At 51.0% G+C, this 23212-nt stretch carries 17 protein-coding genes and 1 pseudogene; 5 read left to right on the top strand and 13 right to left on the bottom strand.

Translation table 11 applies throughout. From position 1 onward, the window contains the following. Positions 1-513: 513 nt before the first annotated feature. The 9 genes and pseudogenes from ACE5LO_RS19835 to ACE5LO_RS19795 form a co-directional block, all read right to left on the bottom strand. Positions 514-2094: an FAD-dependent oxidoreductase gene (locus ACE5LO_RS19835; protein WP_375521732.1), complete on the bottom strand. Its 1581-nt coding sequence runs from the start codon at positions 2092-2094 to the stop codon at positions 514-516. 16 nt (positions 2095-2110) lie between these two features. Continuing rightward, a complete protein-coding gene (locus ACE5LO_RS19830) occupies positions 2111-3610 on the bottom strand; it encodes a DUF4127 family protein (RefSeq protein ID WP_375521737.1) in 1500 nt (499 codons plus the stop codon). Between the two features lie 88 nt (positions 3611-3698). After that, entirely contained in the window at positions 3699-4499 is an 801-nt protein-coding gene (locus tag ACE5LO_RS19825; RefSeq protein WP_375521736.1) for a carbohydrate ABC transporter permease, read from the bottom strand. Between the two features lie 92 nt (positions 4500-4591). Continuing rightward, a complete protein-coding gene (locus ACE5LO_RS19820; protein ID WP_375521731.1) occupies positions 4592-5482 on the bottom strand; it encodes a carbohydrate ABC transporter permease in 891 nt (296 codons plus the stop codon). A 37-nt stretch (positions 5483-5519) separates the two neighbouring features. Beyond that, complete coding sequence (locus tag ACE5LO_RS19815; RefSeq protein WP_375521730.1) at positions 5520-6800, bottom strand: ABC transporter substrate-binding protein; 1281 nt, start codon at positions 6798-6800, stop codon at positions 5520-5522. A gap of 107 nt (positions 6801-6907) precedes the next feature. Further along, on the bottom strand, positions 6908-7174 hold the full coding sequence (locus tag ACE5LO_RS19810; RefSeq protein WP_375521729.1) for an AbrB family transcriptional regulator: 267 nt from the start codon (positions 7172-7174) through the stop codon (positions 6908-6910). A 114-nt stretch (positions 7175-7288) separates the two neighbouring features. Further along, a pseudogene (locus ACE5LO_RS19805) lies at positions 7289-7740 on the bottom strand (AbrB family transcriptional regulator); the annotation flags it as partial. 259 nt (positions 7741-7999) lie between these two features. Next, positions 8000-8563 (bottom strand): DUF420 domain-containing protein, encoded by a 564-nt coding sequence (locus ACE5LO_RS19800; RefSeq protein WP_375521728.1) that lies wholly within the window; start codon positions 8561-8563, stop codon positions 8000-8002. Positions 8564-9191: 628 nt separating this feature from the next. Continuing rightward, positions 9192-9383 carry a hypothetical protein gene (locus tag ACE5LO_RS19795; protein WP_375521727.1) on the bottom strand — a complete coding sequence of 64 codons (192 nt, stop codon included), beginning with the start codon at positions 9381-9383 and terminating at the stop codon, positions 9192-9194. A 551-nt stretch (positions 9384-9934) separates the two neighbouring features. Here ACE5LO_RS19795 and ACE5LO_RS19790 point away from each other — a divergent pair. After that, positions 9935-11530 carry a methyl-accepting chemotaxis protein gene (locus tag ACE5LO_RS19790; RefSeq protein ID WP_375521726.1) on the top strand — a complete coding sequence of 532 codons (1596 nt, stop codon included), beginning with the start codon at positions 9935-9937 and terminating at the stop codon, positions 11528-11530. 74 nt (positions 11531-11604) lie between these two features. Here the strand turns inward: ACE5LO_RS19790 and ACE5LO_RS19785 are convergent, their stop codons facing one another. The 3 genes from ACE5LO_RS19785 to ACE5LO_RS19775 all read right to left on the bottom strand — a co-directional run bounded on the left by ACE5LO_RS19785 (position 11605) and on the right by ACE5LO_RS19775 (position 13981). Continuing rightward, a complete protein-coding gene (locus ACE5LO_RS19785; RefSeq protein WP_375521725.1) occupies positions 11605-12336 on the bottom strand; it encodes an amino acid ABC transporter ATP-binding protein in 732 nt (243 codons plus the stop codon). Between the two features lies 1 nt (position 12337). Continuing rightward, entirely contained in the window at positions 12338-12988 is a 651-nt protein-coding gene (locus tag ACE5LO_RS19780; RefSeq protein WP_375357331.1) for an amino acid ABC transporter permease, read from the bottom strand. Positions 12989-13123: 135 nt separating this feature from the next. Continuing rightward, on the bottom strand, positions 13124-13981 hold the full coding sequence (locus ACE5LO_RS19775) for a basic amino acid ABC transporter substrate-binding protein (RefSeq protein ID WP_375521724.1): 858 nt from the start codon (positions 13979-13981) through the stop codon (positions 13124-13126). A gap of 360 nt (positions 13982-14341) precedes the next feature. On the opposite strand from ACE5LO_RS19775, the gene ACE5LO_RS19770 reads away from it, so the two are divergent. From ACE5LO_RS19770 to ACE5LO_RS19760, 3 genes are all read left to right on the top strand, one after another. Next, entirely contained in the window at positions 14342-15295 is a 954-nt protein-coding gene (locus tag ACE5LO_RS19770) for an ATP-dependent DNA ligase (RefSeq protein WP_375521723.1), read from the top strand. 206 nt (positions 15296-15501) lie between these two features. Next, positions 15502-16275, top strand: a complete 774-nt coding sequence (locus ACE5LO_RS19765; protein WP_375521735.1) for a hypothetical protein — start codon at positions 15502-15504, stop codon at positions 16273-16275. 108 nt (positions 16276-16383) lie between these two features. Continuing rightward, on the top strand, positions 16384-17331 hold the full coding sequence (locus ACE5LO_RS19760) for a helix-turn-helix transcriptional regulator (RefSeq protein WP_375521722.1): 948 nt from the start codon (positions 16384-16386) through the stop codon (positions 17329-17331). Between the two features lie 108 nt (positions 17332-17439). Here ACE5LO_RS19760 and ACE5LO_RS19755 read toward each other — a convergent pair whose 3' ends face one another. After that, positions 17440-18372, bottom strand: a complete 933-nt coding sequence (locus ACE5LO_RS19755) for a manganese-dependent inorganic pyrophosphatase (RefSeq protein WP_375521721.1) — start codon at positions 18370-18372, stop codon at positions 17440-17442. 349 nt (positions 18373-18721) lie between these two features. Between ACE5LO_RS19755 and ACE5LO_RS19750 the strand changes: the two genes are divergently transcribed. Further along, a complete protein-coding gene (locus ACE5LO_RS19750; RefSeq protein WP_375521720.1) occupies positions 18722-23050 on the top strand; it encodes a S8 family serine peptidase in 4329 nt (1442 codons plus the stop codon). Positions 23051-23212 lie beyond the last annotated feature (162 nt).

Genomic DNA, 23212 nt, shown 5'->3' with positions numbered 1-23212 from the left:
GCACGCCGCCAGCGTTCGTCCTGAGCCAGGATCAAACTCTCCAATAAAGATGTTACGCAGTAACATCGACCTCACCGGATTTGGGTTCCACTCAACTGAGTGAATCAAATTCAGTGAGTATATTGCAAAAGCGATTAAGCTCATTTGAATCTGACGAGATTTAATATCTCGATTTCGCTCCGCCATTTATTCTGTCAGAGACACGAACCAAATGGCTTTGCGGATCGGTTTTACGATGTAAAACCTACTCACTCGTTGTTCAGTTTTCAAAGATCAAACTTCGTAGCCTGTCGTTTTGTGACAGCTATAAGATCATAACATGTCAGCCAGTGAATTGCAAGAAGTTTTTTTGAGAAAATTAATCGAATCATTCTGCATTTCATTTTCGCCAACCGCTGTTTCAATGTCAGCCGTAATAATATATCACAGTAAGTTTATCTTAATCAAGCTTTTTTATAAATTAATTTATTGAAAATTGTGGAGCCCCGAATCTCTTCTATAATTCCACTGGCCTTAAACACCTTCCAGGCCGTCAGGCCAGTGCAGTTCTACTCCATGCTCTTGCAGCAGTTTTTGATATCGGTATAGATGCTCGGAGGACCCTTTGATCTCATACGGGTATTGATTGCTGCGTATTGCATAGGCCGCCAATAAAGCTGCCGACTCCCCGATATTCCATTCCGTCGGGTGAAGCCTGTAGCATCCGTTGGCAATTTGCGTCATACCGATATTTTTGCAGGCAGGGAGCAGATTTTTAATTCTAACCGGGATCAGTGAACCGAGCGGAATCTCATAAGGATAAGTTGGGATATAAAAAGAACGCTGCGTTACCGTCGTCGGGTGAAGATCCAGATGGTAGCTGCCTACACCAACACTGTCCTTATATCTTTTGATGCCTGCATTCCCACGCAGCTCCTTGCTAACATCATGCTCCGTAATAGTGTACAGTGCTTTGATCCGACGTGACTCGCGGATGTAAGGCGTTTTAGCCAAACCATGCTTCGTGCCAAGCGCCTCGCCCCACAATCTGATTCCAGGATAACCTGTACCGCCATCCATTCGTGGCGCCTCGGTTTGAAGCCAATAAATAAGCGCCAAAGTCAGGGATCGCGCACTCCGCAAATGGTGGGCCTTTTCTTCCGGAGACACTCCTATAACGGGACCCAGATAATAATCATTTTGCGGCCAGTTTAATAAAGTGATCTCTCCTTCATAAAGCGGTCTGCTCAGCTGTGAAGGGTCCACAATCCGCCGATAATCCCACAACGACACGATGCCATGAGCATTCGGAAACATGGTGAACTTTTTCATTTTGGTCATATCATTCGCATCAGAAGCATGCCAGCTCAAGATAGGAAATGGTGAAAAGTCGGGCTTATAGCTTTTCCAAAAAGAATAGTCATCCGGTCGGTCGATCACAAAATTACCGCCCTCGACATATTCCACTGCAGCAACATGAGTAATGGACTGCATATCAAGCGGATTGGCTTCCTTCATAGCATGCGGCTCTCCCGTATCGGCAGCAGACTCGGCTCCGGTTACAAATTCTGCTCCGGCCAGCGGCAGCAGATCCCCGCAATCCGTGGCATCAAGGTAGTAAGCCCCCCGGAGGAGGATGTCATCCCCTTTCCGGTTGCGAACAATTACAGAAGTAACCATATCTCCGCAAATTTCTGCTCTATGTATCTTGGTATGATAGAGAACCTTTAACCTGCCCGAATGTATATAAGGAGACAGCATCTCTTCAAGCACTTGCAAGGCTATTATCGGCTCATGGCAAAGACGGCTGACCCAACCGTTGCCCGGGTTGAGCACCGGATTTTGGCGCGCTTCCTCGGTTAAGGGATAATTTACACGGTAATAATCACGCACCCGGTTTCGAAATTCCCGGTAAGAAGCTGTGCAGCCAAAGCTTTCAATCCAGCGGTGCTCATCAGGCGGAACCGCCTGAGATGTGAGCTGTCCGCCGATCCAGTCCGTCTCCTCCGTCATGACCACCTTCATACCTGCTTTGGCTGCTGCAAGAGCAGCTGCGGTTCCACCGAGACTGCCTCCGACGATAACCATATCCGCTTCATACAACCGTTGTTCCATAGCCCCTAACAACTCCTTAAGGATGATAGCTAACCGCCAGCCCAACTTCAAAGGTACGGTTCCAGGGCATAAAACAGTCCGTAATCTCCACTCTGCCACCCTCTCCGTTAATCCGTTCCTCAATTGCCTGACTCAATTTGGTCCGGATCAGAGCTGCGGCTTGACCGCGCTGCCCATCCAGCATGAATTTACTCAGCCCCATCGACTCAACCACTCCGTTGTTCATCTCCGTGCGAACGAGTGAGCAGTAGCAGACATCCTCCGCATAACGCAGCGCCAGGAAGTTCAAATGGCCGGCAGTACGCCCGTAATGAAGAAACAGCATGGATTGCGCGAGGACAGTCCCCAGCGTGTTCGAGCTGGTATTCCAGCCGGCATAACCTGCCAGGGAGAACAGCATGTTTTTCTGGCGCAGCAGCCGAATCAGCTTCAGGTCCCCTCCGTTCGCATATCCGACATCCGCAACAGCCACCGGCTTACCCTCGTGGAAGAGCATGTATCCCCCAAATTCGGCAAGCTCGGCAATATTTCTGAGGACATCATATCCAGCCATGGGTTGCCTCTGCACAGCCGCCTCAGACATGGTGTCCCCCGGCATGTTCACAAGCAGCACCATATCCGCTTCGGCAGCAGACGGCACAATCAGCCCGCCCGAAGCCAACACCTGATACTTCAGGGACTCATAAAAATAACGATCCTCATACAATGGGGTAACAAAAGCTCCCTGCAGCGATGACAGCCGCGGATAGATCAGGGGTATCCGGCCTGTATCCGTATTTACCATTCTGGCAAACAGCGTACATCCCACTTCATCCGCACCCGGATACATATATGCGCGAAGCTCCAGCCCCAGCTCAGCAATCCGCCCCCTGATCTCCTCTTGATCCCTGGCGGTATATCCGTAAGGAGCCGAGTCATCCTGCGGTATAATTAAAAATTCGATGCCCCCTTCTGCGACGAGCTCCAGAGCCGCCCGGTTTATCGCCGCATTGATTGCCCGTCGTCCCAGATAATCGTCCAGCACGTCAGGAGGAAGCCTACGATCAATATCCTCCAGCTCGGCCAGTTCATCATCTGCTGCAAGTCCGAGCTCCTTGCGGTGGCTGATGAAGCCTTTGCGGAAAATTTCCCGGCCCCAGTCTTCATAATAATCCGGCTCTTCTTCGGCCGATGAATACTGCGGACACCGCATTATGAGCTGGAAAGCATAAATCCTGAGCCCAGGATGATCCGCCTTCAAGCCGCGCAGCCTGGTCAGGCGTTCAAGCACTTGCTCTTCATTCATCCCATGCAGCCGGGAAGGAACAATGCCTCCGTACAGCAGCGTATCCAGGGCCAGCACAGCTCCGTGCGCACCTTCTGCGGCCTGCTCCAGCCAGGCCCACAAACGATCGGTGTCGCCTGGTGTTTTCTTGCGGCCCATCATATCCAGCGGAGGACGCTCGGGCATATAATCCGTACCCTTAGCCAGCAAATAAGGAAACTCATAATTGCAGGGCCGCTCATCCAGCGGCATGAATAGAATGCGCTTACCGTTCTCCACCTTTACGCTTCCCACTCCTGATCCACCCTCCTCTCTGCGATTTAACATGCGCCCTTAACATTTAACCCTTAACCGCTCCTGCCAAACCTTCCATATAATACTTCTGGGTAAAAAGAAACACGAGAATAATCGGCAGCACCGAAATGATCGTACCGGCAGCAATCCAGCCGAAATTATAGGCAAATTGGCCGTTCAGATAGGTCAGGGCAGCCGCGAGCGGGTACAGCTCAGGATCATCCAAAATCACGATCGGCCATATAAAGCTGTTCCAGTAGCCCATCACCTCCAGCAGCACAATGACGGCGATGGCCGGTTTGACAAGCGGCAGCACAAGCTGCCACCAGATGCGGAATTCGGAAGCCCCGTCCATTTTCCCCGAATCTCTTACATCCACAGGAATATTCAAAAAGGTTTGCCGCATCAGAAAAATATTAAAGACAGACACAGCAGACGGAAGAACCACGCCCAAATAAGAATTGCCGAGATGTAATGCCTGAATGGTCAGATAATGGACAATGATGGCCGTCGAGGCCGGAATAATCATGGTGGCAATAAGCAGGCCAAAAACAAGATTCCTGCCCCGGAAGCGGAATACTGCCAACGGATAGCCCGTCATGCAGGCCAAAATGATATTTAAGGCGACCCCAAGGACAGTAATGACGACAGTGTTATATACATACTGCGGAAAATTCATGAACTGCCATACCTGCGCGTAATTAGCGAAATCGATAAAGGTCGGAAAAATGGCCGGTGGAGTGGAAAACACGTTGCGTCCCGGCATCAGCGATACACTCAACAGCCATAGAAAAGGCCCGGTCATGAACAAGGCGAGCAGGATCAGAAGGGCATACATGAGGAGCATATAAAAGGTTTTTCTGACCTGACGCCTCTTCTTATCAACAGTTCTGGAATAAGACGGCTCACGGGGACGAAATTTCGGGTTCGTAGTATCCATCAGTAGGGATTGACACCACCCTTCCTGTTCAGCCGGAACACAATGACGCTCAAAATGCCAAGAATCACACTGACGATCAGGCCGAGCGCCGAAGCATAGCCGAACTCGAACTGCTGCATTCCTTTTTGAAAAATATACAGGCTCGACGTTAAGGTGGAGGTGCCAGGCCCTCCATTTCCATTGGTCAGGATATACACCTCATCAAATACCCGCAAAGCAGACATTAACGAGATCAAGGTGCAGAACAGAATGTAAGGTCTGAGCAGCGGAATCGTAATCGCCAGGATCAGCCGCCATCTGCTGGCTCCGTCCACCCTGGCCGCTTCATACAAATCAGCCGGGATATTCTGCAAGCCCGCCAGATAGAGCATCATATAATAGCCAAGGCCCTTCCACATCGTGATGAACATCATGACATACAGCGCCGTGGAGCTGTTGGACAGCCAGTAAACTTGCTCGCTGATGATTCCCGCACGAATGAGCAAATAATTCACAACCCCATTGTTGCCGAGCAGCCAGCTCCAGATCAGCGCCACAGCCACCATCGATGTCACCACAGGGATATAATAAGCTGTCCTGAAAACTTTGATGCCGGGAATACGAGTATTGTTCACAAGCACAGCCATGAGGATGGAGAACACCTGAATAAACGGAACGATCAGGACATACACGAGCGAGTTCCACAACGAGATCAAGAAATTACGGTCTGCAAAAGCTTTGCGGAAATTATCCAGCCCGACATATTCCGTCTGCGAAATAACCGAATAATTCGTCAGTGACAGCGGAATCCCGTAAATAATCGGCCAAAATACAAACACAGCCAAAAGGATCAGACCTGGCGCCATAAACGCCCAGGCCGCAAAGGACTCGGTGCGCAGCCATTTATGCATAACGGTTCACCTCCCGCTTGGCGGATATCATAGACTCCTACTGCTGCAAAATCCCGTTCACTTCCTGCGCGACCTGACCCAGCGTCTTCTGTGCATCCTGACCGTTCAGCAAAATATTTTGCAGGCTACGCGCGATGGCCGAGTTCACGTCCTGCGCATTCGGCACACCCACCATGTAGTCCGTGGCCTTAGCAAGACTCTGTGCCGATACAACCTTCGCCTGGGCTTCAAGTGAACCGTCAGTCTCGCTGAAGAACGGATCCTGTGTGGATGCCTTGGTAGACGGAAGTGTATTGGCTGCCTTGGAGAAGGACGTCTGATTCTCAGCATTGGTCACAAATGCCGCAAATTCCACCGCCTCTTTCGGATGCTTCGACTTTACAGGCACCACCAGATCCATCGAATTGGAAAGACGCAGGTCACCCTGGCCTGTTGGAAGCGGGACTGCAATCGTATTTTTGTATACATCAGGAGCCGCTGTTTTGATGAAATTGATGAATGTCGGCCCGCCCAGCTGGAATGCGGTCTGCTCCCCGGAATAATACTGAATCTGTTTGGTGAAATTAGCATCCTCCTTAATAATTACCCCTTCATCCATCAGCTTCTTCATATTATTGATCATGGTCACCGCTTCAGGCGTATTAAAGGCAGCTGCCGTTTTATCCTCTGTCAGAATCGAAATCCCCTCGATCGGGAACAGCTTGGATACGAGCTGCTGGGCGTAGCCGGCCTTGCCCGTCTTGGCTTTCACCTGGCGCCCCCATTCCGCCAGCTCTTCCCGGGTCGTCGGAGGATTGGAGGGGTCCAGGCCAGCTTCCTTGGCGATTTTGGTATTGATAAACAGCACTTCGGTACCTGTGTACCACGGAAGAGCATACGCTTGGCCATCGATGACCGTGGAATTGAATATGCCTTCAAAATAAGCACCCTTCTGCTCATCGTTCAAATATTCGTTCATATCGACAACAGCCCCTTTGGAGCCCATTTGGCTGGCGAACTCTGTGTTAAGATTAACCACATCAGGGCTGCTGCCGCTGGCAATGCTGGTCAACAGCTTGTCGGTTATGGCATCATAAGGGTAATCCTTCCATTCAATTTTGACATTCGGATGACTCTTCTGATACTCAGCGATTAGAGCATTGAAGTAATCGTTAAAGGTCGGTTGGAGCGCAATCGTCCAAAACTCTAGCGTAATGTCTTCATTCCCCGCATCTTCCGGCGGCCCGGATTGTCCTCCTCCACCGCAGCCGACGGCCATAATGGACAGCAGCAGGATACAGCAAAACGTTAACAGCAGGCCTCGGTGTTTCTTTGGCACAGCGCAACCCCCTCAACTTGAATTTTGGATCACAAATTGTACAGGTAATAAAATGGTTAAAAAACCTCTTATGCCCAAAATTATAACATCATATTTTACAAAAAGAATCATTTTCTTTGATTTAGTAAAAAAAGTGCCCCGCGAGAGACACCTATAATAAGCACAGTATACTTTATAAAGCTCGCTTCATTTGGCTTTAGCCGTCGCTTTTCCCGCCTGACGGCGAGAGTACCATTGAATCCGAATTTCAGGGCACCAGCCACAACAAAGTAAATAAACAATACCCGAAAAAGCTGGTAGCCAGACACAAACAGCAGATCAGCCCCCACTTCATGCGCCATAATGCCCATCTGGTCCATACCTCCGGGTGCCATGCTAAGAAAAGCTGTAGCCGGGCTGACATGGTGAACGGCTTCCAGCCATACACAGGGCTGAACAACAAAAACGGCACGCAAAACGTAATCATAATGAGTCGCGTAACCTGCATAAAAGCAACAATCGTTACATCGATGCCCTTAACCTCGTCCGCCAGCACCACCATTTGCGTCAGCCCGCCAGGAATGCTGCCTGTCATCAAGGTCGGAAAATCAACATCTGTCAGCTTGTAGAACAAGTAGGCGACCAGCACGCAAAATAAGAGCAGCACAACCGTCATCAGCAGCATGGACGGCAGCTGATAGGCCGTCTGTACAAGCGTATCCACCGTCAGAGTCAGTCCGATAGCATACCCGATGATTCCGATTCCTGTATCCCTTACCGCAGGAGACCACCACAAGGGCAGCTTGAACACCTTAGCTCCGATCAGCGCCGCCGTCATCGGCCCAAGCAGCCAGGGTATCGGGGTATGCAGGATGGTAAACAGGGAGCCTCCAAGCAGTGAGACCGCACATGTCAGAAAAAAACGCCCCCATTGGGTCAGCCGGATTTCCTGCAGCCTCAATTTCGCATTCCTTCCGGCATTCCGTCCCAGTTCCGATTCATCCCCATATGATGCTCCTCCTTATTATGCGGCAGAATGTCCACTGCCCGTTTCTTCTCTCCGGCTTGTAGAGTTCGTTCTTAAATTATACATCACATATACAAGACGACGGCGTACCAGGCGGATTTTTCTTATGGTTGTCCCACGGCAAAGCAATCAAAAAGAGGCTACCCGCTTGGGCAACCTCTTTTGTGTTCAGGCATTTTCCGGGTACGCCCCCTTAATAATAGGGAGCCATAAAGAGATACACCAGCACCCCGGTGAAGCTGACGTACAGCCAGATCGGCATTGTCCAGCGCGCAATTTTGCGATGCTTCTGCACCTGCATGGTCCATCCCCACACGACGGAGAACAGTGCAAGCGGTACAATAACCGCAGCCAGCACACTATGCGTAATCAGGATGAAAAAGTAAATCGGGCGTACAATCCCTTCTCCACCAAACTTCGCGGTTTCCGGCGAAATGTAGTGAAAGGTCAGGTAAGTGACCAAAAACAGCAGTGTGGAGGCGAATGCCGCCAAAACGAGCGCTTTATGCACCTTTACATTTTTTCTAAGTATCGCAAACAAAGCTCCCAGCAGAAAAACAAAGGTAAAGCTGTTGAATATCGCATTCATTCTCGGCAGCAGGCTCAAATCGAAATGAACCTCCCCCTGATATCCGATCGGCGAGAAGAACAGCAGCAGAATAATAATATTCGCCACGATGGAAACCGTAACAATCAGCCCGGCAAAATTGCGCCTGCTGGTTGGGACATACTGCTCGTCCTTGGTCGCTTTGCTCATGTGGGTTTCTCCTTCTTCATTTATATTTGGCAAACCAGTTGGACCTGTTGTCCTATGATTCAATTATATTGAATACAATGATCCTCTGTGAAGTGACAACACTATGAACAATTTCACATCCCTCCGCTTTCTCTTATCAACCTTTGTAGCTACTGGGTTCTGAGGAATTCGAATCCAGCCGATCGTGGCAAGACATGTGATACTCCCTTTTCAGGAGCTTTGCACGATTATCCCGTTGGATCAGGTCAAGAAAAACAGAAAACCGGGAACCGAAAATATACTTTAGGCACGTTAAAGTAAATAACGGATCAAATGAGGCACAAAAATGCCTGCTGTTACGCTATTCAAGACCATCAAATGGGTCTATTATTTTTTGGATTGTACCTTATGGAGAAGCAGATCGGATCGGTCGAGGTCATGAGACGTTCTTCGGAGAAAGCAGAGCGTTAAGGTGATGTGAAACCGACCGAGAGAGAAGGAAGGAGCGGAGCAAGGCACCGAAAAGATAAAAAGGTCCTGGTCCTCGTTGCCGTTTGAACCTGAATTTTTCCGATGTCCCCGTTCATGCTGACCCACACCGTTCAAGCCACGCACCTCATGCTCACCTTTCCTCGTTCAAGCACTGCGATCAGGCTGCAGCCGCAGCCGCAAGAGGCTGAACCGTTTGGCGTGCGATCAGCCGACGGTAGGTAATCGCCGGAATCGCCACACCGATGTACAATAACTTCTGCCACATCGTTCCTTCCGCTCCGGACAGGCGCAGTCGGCGGCGGCCAGTGTACTCGTTGAGGTACGCCTGCAGATGCAATCCATAATCCACGAACACAAGTTCTTTGTTCCATTATACCAAACATACGTTCCCGTTCCAAAGCCAAACATCCCATTTGAGCTGCCTCTTTTTTCTTATCTTTTTTCTCTCGTTTCTCTTTATTCCTTCCCCTGGGCCCCCACCCTCAACCCCCGCATTCTGATCAAAAGGGATAATCGTGCAAAGCTGTATGGAAAGGCATTAGGCATCAGGCAACGAACACCACACACCACGCCCTATAGACACCCATCTCACTCTGGCTACTAGACTCTGAGAGGGGCGAATCCCCTTCTTGCAAGAAAGCTAGAAAAAAGCAGTCTGCTTTGATTCAGCGTCAATCCCAGCAGCAGATCTCCGTTTTACCCCGTTATATCAGGGCCTGTTTGCCGATTTCTTGCTACGAAAGTTGAGTTAAAGAAAATTACACTGCAGCGCAAATATTTTTCGTAATAATGTAAAATTATGGAGTTATACTCTTCATTTCTCTCCTGATTTTGTCGAAAAACATCATATGATCTGCAAAATCACCACATTTTTGCAAACAAAAAGGGGAGAAATGCCTAATGAATTGGTATAAGAATTTAAAGACTGCTACAAAAATTATTACAACCTTTTTATTGGTTTGTTTGATTCTAGGTGCTTACGGAGTGTATTCCGTCAGCAGCCTTAACAACATGAACAGCAATATGACGGAGATGTATAATAACAATTTGATTTCAGTACGAAATCTTTCAGCCGCCGACGGTTCGTTTCAGAGTATTCGCGTTATTGTCCGTGATATCAGCACCGCTCCGACCCAGACCGAAAAGCAGGAGTTATCTGCCAATCTCGACAAAACGCTTCAGACATTCAATGATAGAGTTGACGCCTACCGTTCGGTTTCGTTTACTCCGGAAGAAAAGGAGTTGCTTGCTCAACTCGATCAGCTTATGGCAGAATACATAAAGTATCTCGAGCAGGCCAAATTACTTGCTACGAACGGAGATACAGCTAGATTCAACGAATTTAAGGACGGAACTCTGAAAGTTTCAGGCGATCAGGTGATCAGTGCCCTGCAAAAGCTTATCGAAATTAATGTGAGCTACGCACAAGATACTAAAAACCAATCAGACCAGGCCTACCAATCCGCCTTGGTGCTTAGCATCATACTGATTGCAGGATCCATTTTGCTCAGCATTCTGCTCGGTTATCTGGTATCCCGTTCGATTTCCCGGCCGCTGGGCCACATGGTAAGTCTGCTGGAGAGGGTATCCCAAGGGGATCTGACAAGCAAGTCGCCTTTTCAGACCAAAGACGAAGTGGGACTGCTCTCCCAGTCCCTGAACCGGATGATTGAAAGCTATAACGTGCTGATTGGCAGCATAACCAACTCTGCGCAAAATGTCGGGGCTTCCTCCCAGCAAATTGCCGCCAGCAGCGAAGAAATCGCCAGCAGCAGTTCGAACCAGGCCGAATCGGCAGCCTCCATCACAGAACTGTTCAAGGAATTCAGCCAGGCCATCAACTCTGTGGCCAAAAGTGCGGAAGAAGCCGCCGAACTGTCGAATTCCACTGTCGCCACCGCGCAGCAAGGAGAACATGCTGTGCATAAATCTATGGCAGGTATGCAAGAGGTTAACAAAACCATGCATGATCTCGAGGAAAACTCCGTTAAAATCGGGGATATCATTGAAGTGATCGACGATATTGCCGCACAAACGAATCTGCTCGCCTTAAATGCCGCCATTGAAGCAGCAAGGGCCGGTGACCAGGGCAAAGGCTTTGCCGTTGTTGCAAACGAGGTACGCAAGCTGGCAGAGCGCAGCAGCCTCGCCACCAAAGAAATTAGCGACATCATTAAAACGATGCAGCAGAATACGAAAAAAAGCGCCGGCCTTGTTAACGAGACCGTTTCACAGTCCAATCATACAGAAGATGTTTTCCGACATATTATGGAGATGGTCAATCAATCTTCCCTGAAGGTCAATGAAATTGCCGCCGCTTGTGAAGAGCAGGCCGCGCAGGCTTCCGAGGTGATGTTCTCGGTCGAAACGATTGCGTCGGCAAGCGAGCAAGTGGCCGCTGCTTCACAGGAAACAGCCGCAACAAGCCAAACCCTGGCGCAACTGGCTGAAAACCTCAACGAATCGGTTGCCGTTTTCCAGACCTCGAAGGGGTAAATTTGACGCATAGTTATTCCTCTCATTCGCAAAAAGGCGCCTCAAGGGGCGCCTGTATCAATCAAGTATATTTTTCATAAGACCTTGGAAAGAAAGCTCTTCGTACGCTCGTGGGAGGGTTGTTCGAAAATCTGTTTGGGAGGGCCTTCCTCGACGACAACCCCGCCTTCCATAAACAGTACCCTGTCGCCCACTTCACGCGCGAACCCCATTTCATGCGTCACAATGACCATCGTCATCCCTTCTGCGGCCAGCTCCTTCATGACTCCCAGCACTTCACCTACCATCTCGGGATCAAGCGCCGAAGTCGGTTCGTCAAACAGCATCACCTTCGGTTCCATAGCTAAAGCCCGGGCAATCGCCACACGCTGCGACTGTCCCCCGGACAGGGAAGCCGGATAAGCATCCGCTTTTTCCGCCAGACCAACCTTGGCAAGCAGCTCCATGCCTTTGGCACGTGCCTTGTCGGCCGTCCATCCACGTACCCGGATCGGGGCAATCATAATATTGTCGATAACCTTCATATGCGGGAACAGGTTGAAGGACTGGAAGACCATGCCCATTTCCGCACGAATTTCCGTGATTTTCGTAGTCTTGTCCATCAGCGATTTGCCTTCAAACAGGATGTCCCCCTGATTGGGCTCTTCCAAAAGGTTCAGACAGCGCAAAAAGGTTGACTTGCCGGAACCGGACGGGCCGATCACGACCACCACCTCGCTGCGGCTGATCTCCGTGCTGATATCCTTCAGAACGACATGAGCGCCGTAGGCTTTTCCCAAGCCTCGGATCTGAATGACCGATTCCATATTATTTCATTCTCCTTTCCCAATACTGCAGCAGCTTGCTGAGCGAATATGTCAAAATCAGATAGATAAATGATGCCGTCAAATATGGCTCCCATACCCGCAAATACTGCCCTCTCATGTTGTTGCTGTAATACATCAGCTCTGGAGCAGCAATAAAAGCTACGAGGGATGAATCTTTGATAAGTACAATAAATTCATTGCCGAATGCCGGGATCATGCGTTTGATGGCCTGAGGAAGCACGATATGCCTCATCGCCTGAAGGCGTGTCATGCCGAGCGATAATGCCGCTTCGGTCTGTCCTTTTTCGATGGACTGGATGCCTGCTCTGTAGATTTCCGCCGTATAAGCTGCGGAGTTCAGCGTGAGTGCCAGAATAGCGGCAATAATAGGATCAGTGCGGCCGATTAAAAACGGGATTAACCCGAAGTGAACCATCAAAACCTGCACCAGCAACGGCGTGCCCCGGAAAAAGTTGATATATCCGGCCGCCGGATATCGAATCCAGGCATGCCTGGACATTCTGCCAAACCCGACTGCAAGCCCGAGAATCGCCCCCAGCAGAATTGCAGCCAGAGAAATGCCAATGGTCACGAGCGTTCCTTTTAACAGCAGGGGCAAGTAATATGCAATAATATCAAACCTGAAATCCATCACGGTCTTCCTTTCCCTAATCCAAAAGTGTTCAACTTCCGCCTTGATGTAAAGAAAGCATGCGACGGGTTCTCCATGCGCATGCTTTCTTTACAGGGCTCACCCGCCTTATGGAGACGGGTGAACTCACAGGCATTACTGCTTCGTCATCTCGGCTTTCAGATTTGTCAGGTCCGGTTCTTCGCCAAACCACTTTTTATAAATTTCCGCGTATGTTCCGTTATCAACGATGGCTTGAATCGCAGGATCAAGCTTCGCCTTGAGCTCGCTGTTCTTCGGATATGCAATACCGTAGTACTCGGAATCGAAATTTTCAGGATCCGTAATACCTGTCAGCTTGCTGTCCGGGTTGTTTTTGATATATTCGCGCACTATGGCAATATCGGCAACGACGGCATCAACGCCCCCGTTCGCCATTTCCTGCAGCGCCAGCGCGTTGCTGTCAAACTTCTTCAGGCTCGCACTGTTCTGTCCCATAATCTCGGACATCAGAATGTCGGCGGTGGTTCCGTTCTGAACGGCAACCGTTTTGTCCTTCAGGTCAAGCGCACTTTTGATGTCACTGCCCTCTTTAACCAAAATCATATTGGTGGATTCAAAATAAGGCAGGGAGAAATCATAAGTTTCCTTGCGTTCATCCGTAATGGATACGGAGGAAATGCCAGCCTGATATTCAGTCCCTTGCTTCACGCTCTCCAGCATGGTGTCCCAGCCGATATTGTTAACTTCATACTCCATCCCGGCTTCCTTCATCACCGCATCGACAAAGTCAATGTCAAAACCGGTTACTTTGTCCAAATCCATGAATTCCATAGGCGCATAGGAAGCGTCTGTCGCAAATTTCACCACACCGTTTGCCGCAGGCGCTTCAGAGCTCCCGGATGCTTCCGGAGCGGGATCTTTGGCAGGCGGAGCCCCGCAAGCGGCAAGCAGCACGATGACCAACGTCAGCAATGCTGACAAGTAGACCTTTTTCAATGTTAAAACCCCCATTTTTATTCACTTTAGATACTTGAAATTCTACCAAGAAGTTGCTTGAAGCTCAATAAATAAATTCAGATATGTTATAATTCTTCACACACTGTATGACAACTTCACGTAATTTGCGTTTCCACGTTACTATACTAAAAAAAATTATTAAATACCAGTGGTAAATTTATATTTTTAATATAATTTGTATAGATATGCACAATAAGAGCCATTTCATTGTCATGTCGTGTGACACATTTAGAGCGAATCAGAGATTTTTTTACAAAATAAGGGATGTATTATGAATGCAACATAGTAAAAAGCCGCATCCTATAACGTGTTTTCAGATCCTGTTCGTAAAGGACATAAGTTAAGGAGATACTCATGGAGCTGCAGCCGATTGTTCCCTTCGAACCGGTCCGGACAGAGCATATTCCTGACGGCCCGGAATGGATTGCCCAGGTGAAATGGGATGGAGTAAGAATGCTGGCCTACTGCAGCCAGGAACAGGTGCGCCTTGTCAACCGGAGGCTGAATGACAGAACACTGCAATACCCGGAGCTGCTGCAGCCTGCCATATATTGCGCCGCCTCCTCCTTCATTCTGGATGGGGAGCTGGTCGCTTTTGACGGAGGGAAGCCTTCTTTTCATGAGATTATGAAAAGGGATAGCCTGCGCAAACCACAGTCCATCAGGCAGGCGGTCAGCAGCATACCTGTCGTTTATATGGTGTTTGATGTGCTGATGGCCGAGGATCGCTGGGTAACCGCGCTTCCTCTTGCACAGCGTCAGGATTTGCTGCAGGACATCATCAAGCCGGAGCAGCGGCTGGTGCAGATCGTGCAGAGCTTTCCGGATGGAAACGCGCTGTTCAGGGCGGTAGCGGGGCAGGGGCTTGAAGGCGTTGTACTGAAACGGACGGACAGCACCTATCTCATTGACGGCAAAGACAAACGATGGCAGAAGCGGAAAATCAGCCGCGATTTATACGCCGTGATCGGCGGGGTAACTTTCCGGGACAAGGTAGTCAACTCTCTGTTGCTGGGGCTGTATACGCCGGAAGGCCAGCTGATGTATATCGGCCATGCCGGCACAGGGCAGTTGACCGTCGCAGACTGGGGCAGCCTGACCGAAAGAGTCAAGCCGCTGGCGCTTGGCACGCTTCCTTTTAACGCCAAGCCTCCCTTACTGAGGGAAACGACCTGGATCAGGCCACAGCTGGTGGTTAAAGTGGCTTTCCTGGAATGGACACCGGGCGGAACTATGCGTCACCCGAGCATCGAAAGCATTGTAGAGCACATCTCGCCTGAGGAATGCACAACAGAGCAATTGAAATAGCCGGACCTGATGCCCTGTTCCTGCAGGAAGTTTGCTTCTTCGTTGACAAATTTGCGACAGTGGGTTATGGTAGAAGCACAATTTTTATCATGCTGTGCGGGTGAAGCACCCCGCAGGACAGGCCATTGCGCCTTTCTTGCGGGGTGCTTTTTTTGCGTTCAGCCTGTTGCGCAGCGCAATTTAAACAAAGGAGAGGAAAATCATTGGTGAACAGAGGGAGCTTGAAAGACTGGAACAGGATGCTGATATTGCTGCTGGTTGCAGCATTATGGTGGGGAAGCGCCGTCCCCGCTCAGGCCGGCGGCTGGGAAGCTGCACTGGACGGGCTCGATGCCGTCTATGATGATGTTACGGAGCTTGAGACGCTGATTCAGCTGGAGAGCAAACAGATCCAGACCCTGCGGCAGAAGAATAATGAACGTCTGAAGGCGCTGAACAAGAATATTCAGGCTATCGATGCGGCATTGCTGTCCAGGCTGACTGCAGAAGTCAAGCAGATCGAGCAGAAGCATGCAGCTCTGCTGAGCCGATACTCTTCCCTCACCAAGCAGGCAGCTGCGGCAAGAAAGCAGAAGAACACCAAGACTGCCGCCCTTCTTGATTTGCAGCGCAACAAGCTCAAGCCTTCCTACACCCAGGCCAAGGCGGAGATCAAAGCGAAGAAGGAAGCGCTGAGCACGGCCAAAAAGCAGGCTGCCGCCAAGAAGAAAGCAGTCAAGGATGCCCTCAGTCCCGTTACAGCGCTGAAAAAGCAAATTACCGCAGAAAATAAAACGATAGCCGCTGCCCGCAAAAGCAAAACCGCCGCCAACAAGAAGTACCGCAGTGCTATTAAAGCAGGCGATGCGGTTACAGCTCTGGCCCAAATGATGGTCGTGTATGACCAGTTGGCCCGCATTCATGCCTCCCTGCAGAAAACTAACAGCTGGGAGAACAAGATCACGCAGGGACTGCAGTCCGCAGAGGCGAAGCTCCCGTAAAACAGCATCGATTTCAAATGAAACGAAAATATATGGAACATCCGGCGGGCATCCTCTAAAATAGCAGTACATATGTCCGAGACTGCTGCGAAGAAAGGAACAAACCGTGTGAACAAAACAGACCGCATGCTGGCTATCTTGCTTGAGCTGCAGCGCAGAAGCGTAGTACGAGCCGGAGACTTGGCGGACATGTTTGAAACAAGCATCCGCACGATTTACCGAGATATTCAGGCCCTGAGCGAAGCAGGAGTGCCGATAGCCGGGGCTCCCGGTACGGGATATTCGTTGATGGAGGGATACTTTCTGCCTCCCGTGAGCTTTACCATGGAGGAGGCGGTAACCCTGCTGATCGGAACACACTTTGTCGAACAAAAGTTTGAAGTCTCGTATGTCAGGAGTGCGCAGTCATCCCGGGCCAAGATCGAAGCTATTCTGCCTGAAGATATCCGTAAGGATGCAGCCCGGGTGCAAATGTCCACAAAACTGGTCAATCCAAGCAACTTGTCAGTTAACGAATTTGAACTGAAATGGATTGAACTGCTCAGACAGGCTGTTATGGAGCAAAAAAAGGTAAGGTTCCTGTATAACAAAAAAGTCCCCTATGCTGACGGCACCCGCCAAAGCAGCCGGACGGCCTCACCTTATGGTCTCGTGCTTATCAATGGTTCATGGACATTACTTGCCCATTGCGATTTGCGACAGGAACTGCGGCATTTCCGTTTATCCCGCATAAGCGAGCTTACCGTTCTGGAGGAATCATTTGTACGCCCGGAGCACTTCAATCTTCAGGAATATCGGCCGCCGGATGACCGAAATGTTCATGTCCGTATTTTTGTCCAGTCCCGTATAGCAGACAGAGTAAGAGAAACAGGCAGTTTTTATTTAGAGGAGTTTCTTGAGCAAAGGGATGGCTACATTGCCCATTTACGTGTCAGGCAACCCGAGGAAATCCTGCAGTGGGTGCTCGGCTGGGGGGCAGATGTCGTTGTTCTGGAGCCCGAATCGCTCAGGCAGCGTGTCCGTGAAGAAGCCAAACGAATGTTGGATATCTACTGACATTGCTGTCAGCAGCGCTATGTATACTAGAAATCTCAAAAAAGCCCTCGTCCGACAGGACAAGGGCTTGCTCTTTAATACCTTTTCTGCTGAAACCCACTTACTCGCTTACTTGGCGTTAAACGTATCGGTCAGCACCGGTACGATCTGCGATTTGCGGGAAACCACGCCTTCGAGTACCGCTTTGTTGGCGTCAAGCTTCACATTGTAGGCTGTTTCCACTGCCTGCGCCTGGCTGCCCAGGGCAATGCCTACGGAGTTGCTGTTAACGATGTCTGTAACCACAAACAGGAACAGGTCCAGGTTTTTATCAGCAATGGTCTTGTTCAAAGCGGCTTCCAGCTCGGACTGGCGGGACAGCACGTCATTGACATCAACCGCGTTAACCTGCGCGATCTCCACCTTGCGGCCGTTCATATCAAATTCCTTGGCATCCAGACTAATCAGCTGCTCAATCGTATGCTTGCTCAGGTCGGCACCCGCTTTCAGCATATCGAAGCCGTAGCTATCCGCATCTACACCGGCAATTTCAGCCAGCTCGCGTGCTGCGGCAACGTCCTGTTCCGTGCAGGTCGGAGACTTGAACAGCAGGGAATCCGAAATAATGGCAGACAGCATCAGCCCCGCGATATCCTTCGGAACCGCAACACCGTTCTCTTTATAAAGCTTGTTCAAAATAGTAGCAGTGCAGCCGACAGGCTCAGCGCGGAAATACAGCGGATGGGCTGTCTCAAAATTCGCGATACGGTGGTGATCGATCACCTCGGTAACACGGACTTTATCGATATCATTGGCGCTCTGCTGGCGCTCGTTATGGTCAACCAAAATTACTTCCTGCGCTTCTTCAGCCACGTTCTCCACAAGGCGAGGAGCGCTTACTTTGAAGTAGTCCAGAGCGTATTGCGTCTCTCCGTTCACTTCCCCCAACCGCACAGCCTCAACGTCGGCTCCCAGCTGTGTCTTTAATGCAGCATAAGCGATCGCTGAAGTAATCGTATCTGTGTCCGGATTTTTGTGCCCGAAAATGAGTGTTTTTGCCATACCAATCGACTCCTTATTTAAGAGAGTATATTTCAAAGTCAACAATTCCAATGCAGATTATATCATTAATGCTTGCAGCTTTGCCATCCGAAAGCGCATTTTCCTCAAAATATTTCTCTCATCTTCATACCAGGGAGTTCACCGCAAATCTCTATTTCATCCCAAATCTATTAAAAAAATGATAGTAAACCGCCATTCGATATGGTAACATATGGCTCAAAACTACATATCCACCCAGTCACCATGGCTTAAATTCTCAAATGAAAGGAGGCCAAGCAAAACCCGGCAGACGCTCCAGCTCGATGCAGTTCAAAGAATTATATTTTGAATGAAAAGAGGGGAATCGTTGTTGAAAAAGTATTCTTTCCCACGAAAATTACCAGCCGTTTCGCTCGCATTTATTCTTGCTGCCGGACTTTCTCTTCCATCCACCGGCCTGGCTGCTCCAGTTGACCCTGCACAGACCGGGCTTGAGCTGGATGCTGCGCGTTCAGAGCTGCAGGCCGCTCCGGAACCTGCCTATATTTCACCGGAGCTAGACACCTCATCTTCCAGGAACGTAAATGTTATCGTACAGCTCAGCAGCGAACCAGTCGCTGTCAAAAGATTCGCCACCCGGGGATTAGGGACCTTCTCCGCCCGTTCCGCCGAATCCTCCATCTCCAAGGAACAGACCTCATTGGTCGAGTTCGCCAAACAGCAGGGCATTCCGCTAACCGTCAACTATAAGTACAATACGGTGTTTAACGGTATGGAAGTAACGGTCCCTGCCGCTAAAATCCCCGCCCTGGCCAAGCTGCCGGGAGTGAAATCAGTCCATGAGAACAAAACGTATTTCTCCATCCCGGTGGAAGAGCCGGCTACTCTCACAGCGGAAGCGGCTACTTATGATGTCCTCTTTGATGAAGCGCCGCTGAAGCAGATCGGTGTACCGGAGGCCTGGGCACTGGGACTGACGGGCGAAGGCATCAAGGTTGGCGTCATTGATACCGGCATCGATTACAACCATCCCGATCTGAAGGATGCCTACAAAGGCGGCTATGATTCCTTCTATCAGGACAATGACCCCTATGAGGAACCGCCCCTTACGGTGAGTGAAGACCCTTATGGTGCCGGCTTCACGGGAACCTCGCACGGCACGCACGTGGCGGGTACAATTGCCGGACAGGCCAAAAATACTATGTCCGACATTGTGCAAAAGGGCATCGCCTACAACGTTGACCTGTATGCTTACAAGGTGCTTGGCCGCAACGGGTCCTCATCCCGGGCTTCCGGCTCCTCGGCCCAGGTCATCGACGGCATTGAGCGGGCCGTCAAGGACGGAATGGACGTGATCAACCTGTCGCTCGGGTCCGATCAGGAGAAGGACCCCAACTCGCCGGATTCCATCGCCATCAACAACGCGGTGCTGTCCGGCGTGGTAGCGGTCATTGCGAACGGTAACGCGGGGGATGCGCCAAACGGCTCCTATTTCTATTCCATGGGATCACCCGCTTCCTCACAGCTGGGGATTTCTGTAGGGGCAGCAACCTCGCCGGGTTATACCTTCACCGCGTCGGCGTCCGTAACGGCGGATACCTACAGCTCGGTCACTGATTCCACCTATCATGATCATGAGTTCCAGATGATGGGCTGGAGAACAAGGGATGAGGATTTTGCCAGTATTCTTGGCACCGGCCCGCTGGATCTTGTGTATGTGGATCTGGGTCAAGTCGAGGACTATGAAGGCCTTGACGTGGAAGGCAAAGTGGTGCTCATCTCCCGCGGCAATCTGGCCTTCGTGGATAAAATCGCTATTGCCCAGGAGCATGGCGCCAAAGCAGCCATTATCTTCAATGGCAGTACGAGCGGCACTAGCACCGATGAGGCCGACCTGTCCGAGAATGTCCCGAACCGGAATGATTACAGCAATGTGAGCGTCGGGGACAGCCTGGGCTTCGTTCCGACGTTCGATATGAAAGGCAAGGAAGGCCGCGCCCTGGCGCGCAGCATTCTGGCCAGCGGAGGACAGTTCGCATCCATTACGTTTGGTAACGATTATCCACGGTACGAAGTCACCGGGGACACCATTGCTTCATTCAGCTCCCGTGGACCCAACAGCGACGGGCTGCTCGGAATCAAGCCGGACGTGGTTGCTCCGGGTGTGAATATTATGTCTACTTACCCGGAATGGAGCAAATATATTGAAGATGCTTCCTATGAGGAGGCCTACGAACGCAGCAGCGGAACGAGTATGGCTTCCCCGCATGTAGCCGGTTTGGCGGCTCTGCTCGTGCAGGAGCATCCGGATTGGACTCCGTTTGATGTGCGCGCAGCCCTGGCCAATACATCCGATGCCCTGCATGACGGGAACGGCACGCTTTATGATGTCTACTCGCAGGGTGCAGGACGTGTCAATATCGCCAAGGCGATCGAAACCCCTGCCCTGCTGCAGACGGTTGAGCAAATTTCCATACTGAACAAGGATCTGAATTACCAAAATGTTACCAACTATGGCTCCTCTGCAAGCTTCGGCGTCATGCCGGCTGGCAGCCCAGCCAAGCAAATCCAGCTTCAGTTGAAAAACGTGTCCTCAGACAGCGTAAAGTACAACGCCTCCGTTGTAATGCATCCTGACGTAACTTTGGATCTTCGTGATAATAATGCTGTACCGACACCGGATGTGAACAACATCAAGGCCGAGCTGCAGGGAATCGACGGAGGATCGGTCTCAGCGGCGGCTGGCAGCACAGAGCCCTTCGTTCTTTCCGTACTGCCAACGGCAGGAGCTGCCGACGGGGTGTATGAAGGCGAAGTCATTTTGGAAAGCGCAGGTCTTCCTACCCTGCATCTGCCATTCTCTGTCCATGTCGGAGACGAACAGCCTGCTACCGGCTTTGGCCTGCAGGAGATGACCCTGTCGAATCCGGTCATTACTCCTAACGGTGATGGCAAGCAGGATACAACCGACATTTCCTTCCGCCTGACTGCGGGCAATACCGACTACATCGAACTACAGATTTACGGTGTGGATGATCAATTGGTCGGGGTAGTGGACGCAATATCCAGCGATTCGGGCTTTCTGCAGCAGGGGGACTACCAGTTTAAAGACTTCGACGGTTCCTATGTAGGGCTCGATGTGTACGGAAATCTGGAAACAGACGGGAACGGAAACCCGATATACCGTCACCTGGCCGATGGAGTCTATAAAATAACACTGCTTGCGCCAAAGCTGGACAAAAACGGAAACTACACCTTCTTTGAAGGCGCTCTGGACGCATACTACGCATCCAAAGCGCTGCGTGTCGATAACACGCCAGCTAACCCCAGCAACCCCGGTAACGGCGGCGGGGGTGGCGGACGTGACGATGACGACGATGATGACAAAGGGTCCGCTGGCAGCGGCGGTTCTGGCGGGGGCGGCGGGGGCTCTACAACTCCAGGCCCGACACCGGTACCAGCTCAACCTGCTCCAGTGAGCGCCGGCAGCATTCAGACGGTTGTACAGCAAGGACAAACCACCCAGGCTGTAGCAGCCTCCGCGATTGTCAGCGGCAATGCGCAGGCATTGACCGTAACCGACGCGGACCTGCAAGCTGCCTTGACCGCAGCTGGCCAGTCACCGACAGCCATCGTCATCTCAGCCAACAATCAAGGCACGGCTACAACGAAGCTGACGCTCACTGCCGCACAGATTGCAATTCTGTCGGGCGCAGCCGCAGACAGCAGCCTGATTTTGAACAGCAACGGAGCTTCGCTGGCTCTTCCATTATCCCTGTTAAGCTCCGTGATTTCCGGCGCCAGCCTGGAGCTGATCGTCAGCAGCGAAGCGCAGGCGGCAACTGACTTCACGAACGGCTTTGCCGGGGCTTCGCTCGTCGGAACGCCGACAGCCTTTGAAGTCAATGTCCTGTCCAGTTCGACCAGCGAGCCTATTACCGTACCGGCTGGAGTCCGGATTGTCCGCGCCTTCACCGTGCCGGGCGAGCTCAAAGCCAATACGGCCGGCGTATTGTATACCAATAACGGCAAGGTGTATCCTGCCCCTTCCGTCTTCAGCATTCAGGCAGACGGAACGACCGTCGTGAAAATAAGCCGCCCAGGCTTCTCGACCTACGCGGCGGCTTCCAGAGCAGTGAATTTCAATGATATTTCATCTTCGTATGCTCAATCCGAAATTCAATCCTTGGCACGCAAGCTGCTGGTCAACGGCACCTCGGAAACAGCGTTCTCGCCAAAGAAAAACGTTACGCGCGCCGAGTTTGCAGCCATGCTGACACGTGCGCTCGGGCTGCAGCCAGCAGCAAGCACGCCGTTCTCGGACGTAAGCTCAAGCAACTGGTATGCCAGTGATGTCGGGGCAGCCTACCAGGCCGGATTGATTAGCGGACGGCCGAACGGCACGTTCGATCCGGGCGCCAACATCAGCCGTCAGGAAATGTCGGTTATGCTGGCCAAGACGATCGATCTGCTGAAAATCACTCCTGATGCCCAGGGCTCAGCGCGTACTCCATACGCCGATGCTTCCTCAGCCGCAGAGTATGCAAAGAGCAGCATTGAGAAAGTAACGGCAGCCGGACTGATGAACGGCGAAACAGCAGGGGGCTCTTCCTTCTTCAGACCGCAGGCGCCAACCACGCGTGAGGCAGCGGCCAAAGTGCTTTACCTGCTGTTGCAGGAAGGCGAGCTGATCAACTGACAACCAGACAGGCAAAAAAAGCTGCAGCGGAGGTTCGCCTCCGGCTGCAGCTTTTTCATTTTCAGCGGGCTGAACAATCCTATAATCGCAAGAAAACTTCCGCTTAGCTCGGCTTAGCTTCTTTGAAGGTACGGCAACATACGTTTTTCTTGCGACTGGGCT

The sequence above is a fragment of the Paenibacillus medicaginis genome, assembly GCF_042138635.1.
Taxonomy (GTDB): domain Bacteria; phylum Bacillota; class Bacilli; order Paenibacillales; family Paenibacillaceae; genus Paenibacillus; species Paenibacillus medicaginis.
Note: the sequence above shows the minus strand (reverse complement) of the source record. Positions and strands in the feature narration are given on the sequence as shown.

What these genes read in the sequence shown, in the direction of transcription:
- ACE5LO_RS19835 (WP_375521732.1), bottom strand. Translation starts at nt 2,094, where the DNA reads ATGGAACAACGGTTGTATGAAGCGGATATGGTTATCGTCGGAGGCAGT.
- ACE5LO_RS19810 (WP_375521729.1), bottom strand. Translation starts at nt 7,174, where the DNA reads ATGGCACCCGGAGGTATGGACCAGATGGGCATTATGGCGCATGAAGTG.
- ACE5LO_RS19785 (WP_375521725.1), bottom strand. Translation starts at nt 12,336, where the DNA reads ATGGAATCGGTCATTCAGATCCGAGGCTTGGGAAAAGCCTACGGCGCT.
- ACE5LO_RS19825 (WP_375521736.1), bottom strand. Translation starts at nt 4,499, where the DNA reads ATGCTCCTCATGTATGCCCTTCTGATCCTGCTCGCCTTGTTCATGACC.
- ACE5LO_RS19770 (WP_375521723.1), top strand. Translation starts at nt 14,342, where the DNA reads ATGGAGCTGCAGCCGATTGTTCCCTTCGAACCGGTCCGGACAGAGCAT.
- ACE5LO_RS19830 (WP_375521737.1), bottom strand. Translation starts at nt 3,610, where the DNA reads ATGCCGCTGGATGAGCGGCCCTGCAATTATGAGTTTCCTTATTTGCTG.
- ACE5LO_RS19820 (WP_375521731.1), bottom strand. Translation starts at nt 5,482, where the DNA reads ATGCATAAATGGCTGCGCACCGAGTCCTTTGCGGCCTGGGCGTTTATG.
- ACE5LO_RS19790 (WP_375521726.1), top strand. Translation starts at nt 9,935, where the DNA reads ATGAATTGGTATAAGAATTTAAAGACTGCTACAAAAATTATTACAACC.
- ACE5LO_RS19755 (WP_375521721.1), bottom strand. Translation starts at nt 18,372, where the DNA reads ATGGCAAAAACACTCATTTTCGGGCACAAAAATCCGGACACAGATACG.
- ACE5LO_RS19775 (WP_375521724.1), bottom strand. Translation starts at nt 13,981, where the DNA reads ATGGGGGTTTTAACATTGAAAAAGGTCTACTTGTCAGCATTGCTGACG.
- ACE5LO_RS19800 (WP_375521728.1), bottom strand. Translation starts at nt 8,563, where the DNA reads ATGAGCAAAGCGACCAAGGACGAGCAGTATGTCCCAACCAGCAGGCGC.
- ACE5LO_RS19780 (WP_375357331.1), bottom strand. Translation starts at nt 12,988, where the DNA reads ATGGATTTCAGGTTTGATATTATTGCATATTACTTGCCCCTGCTGTTA.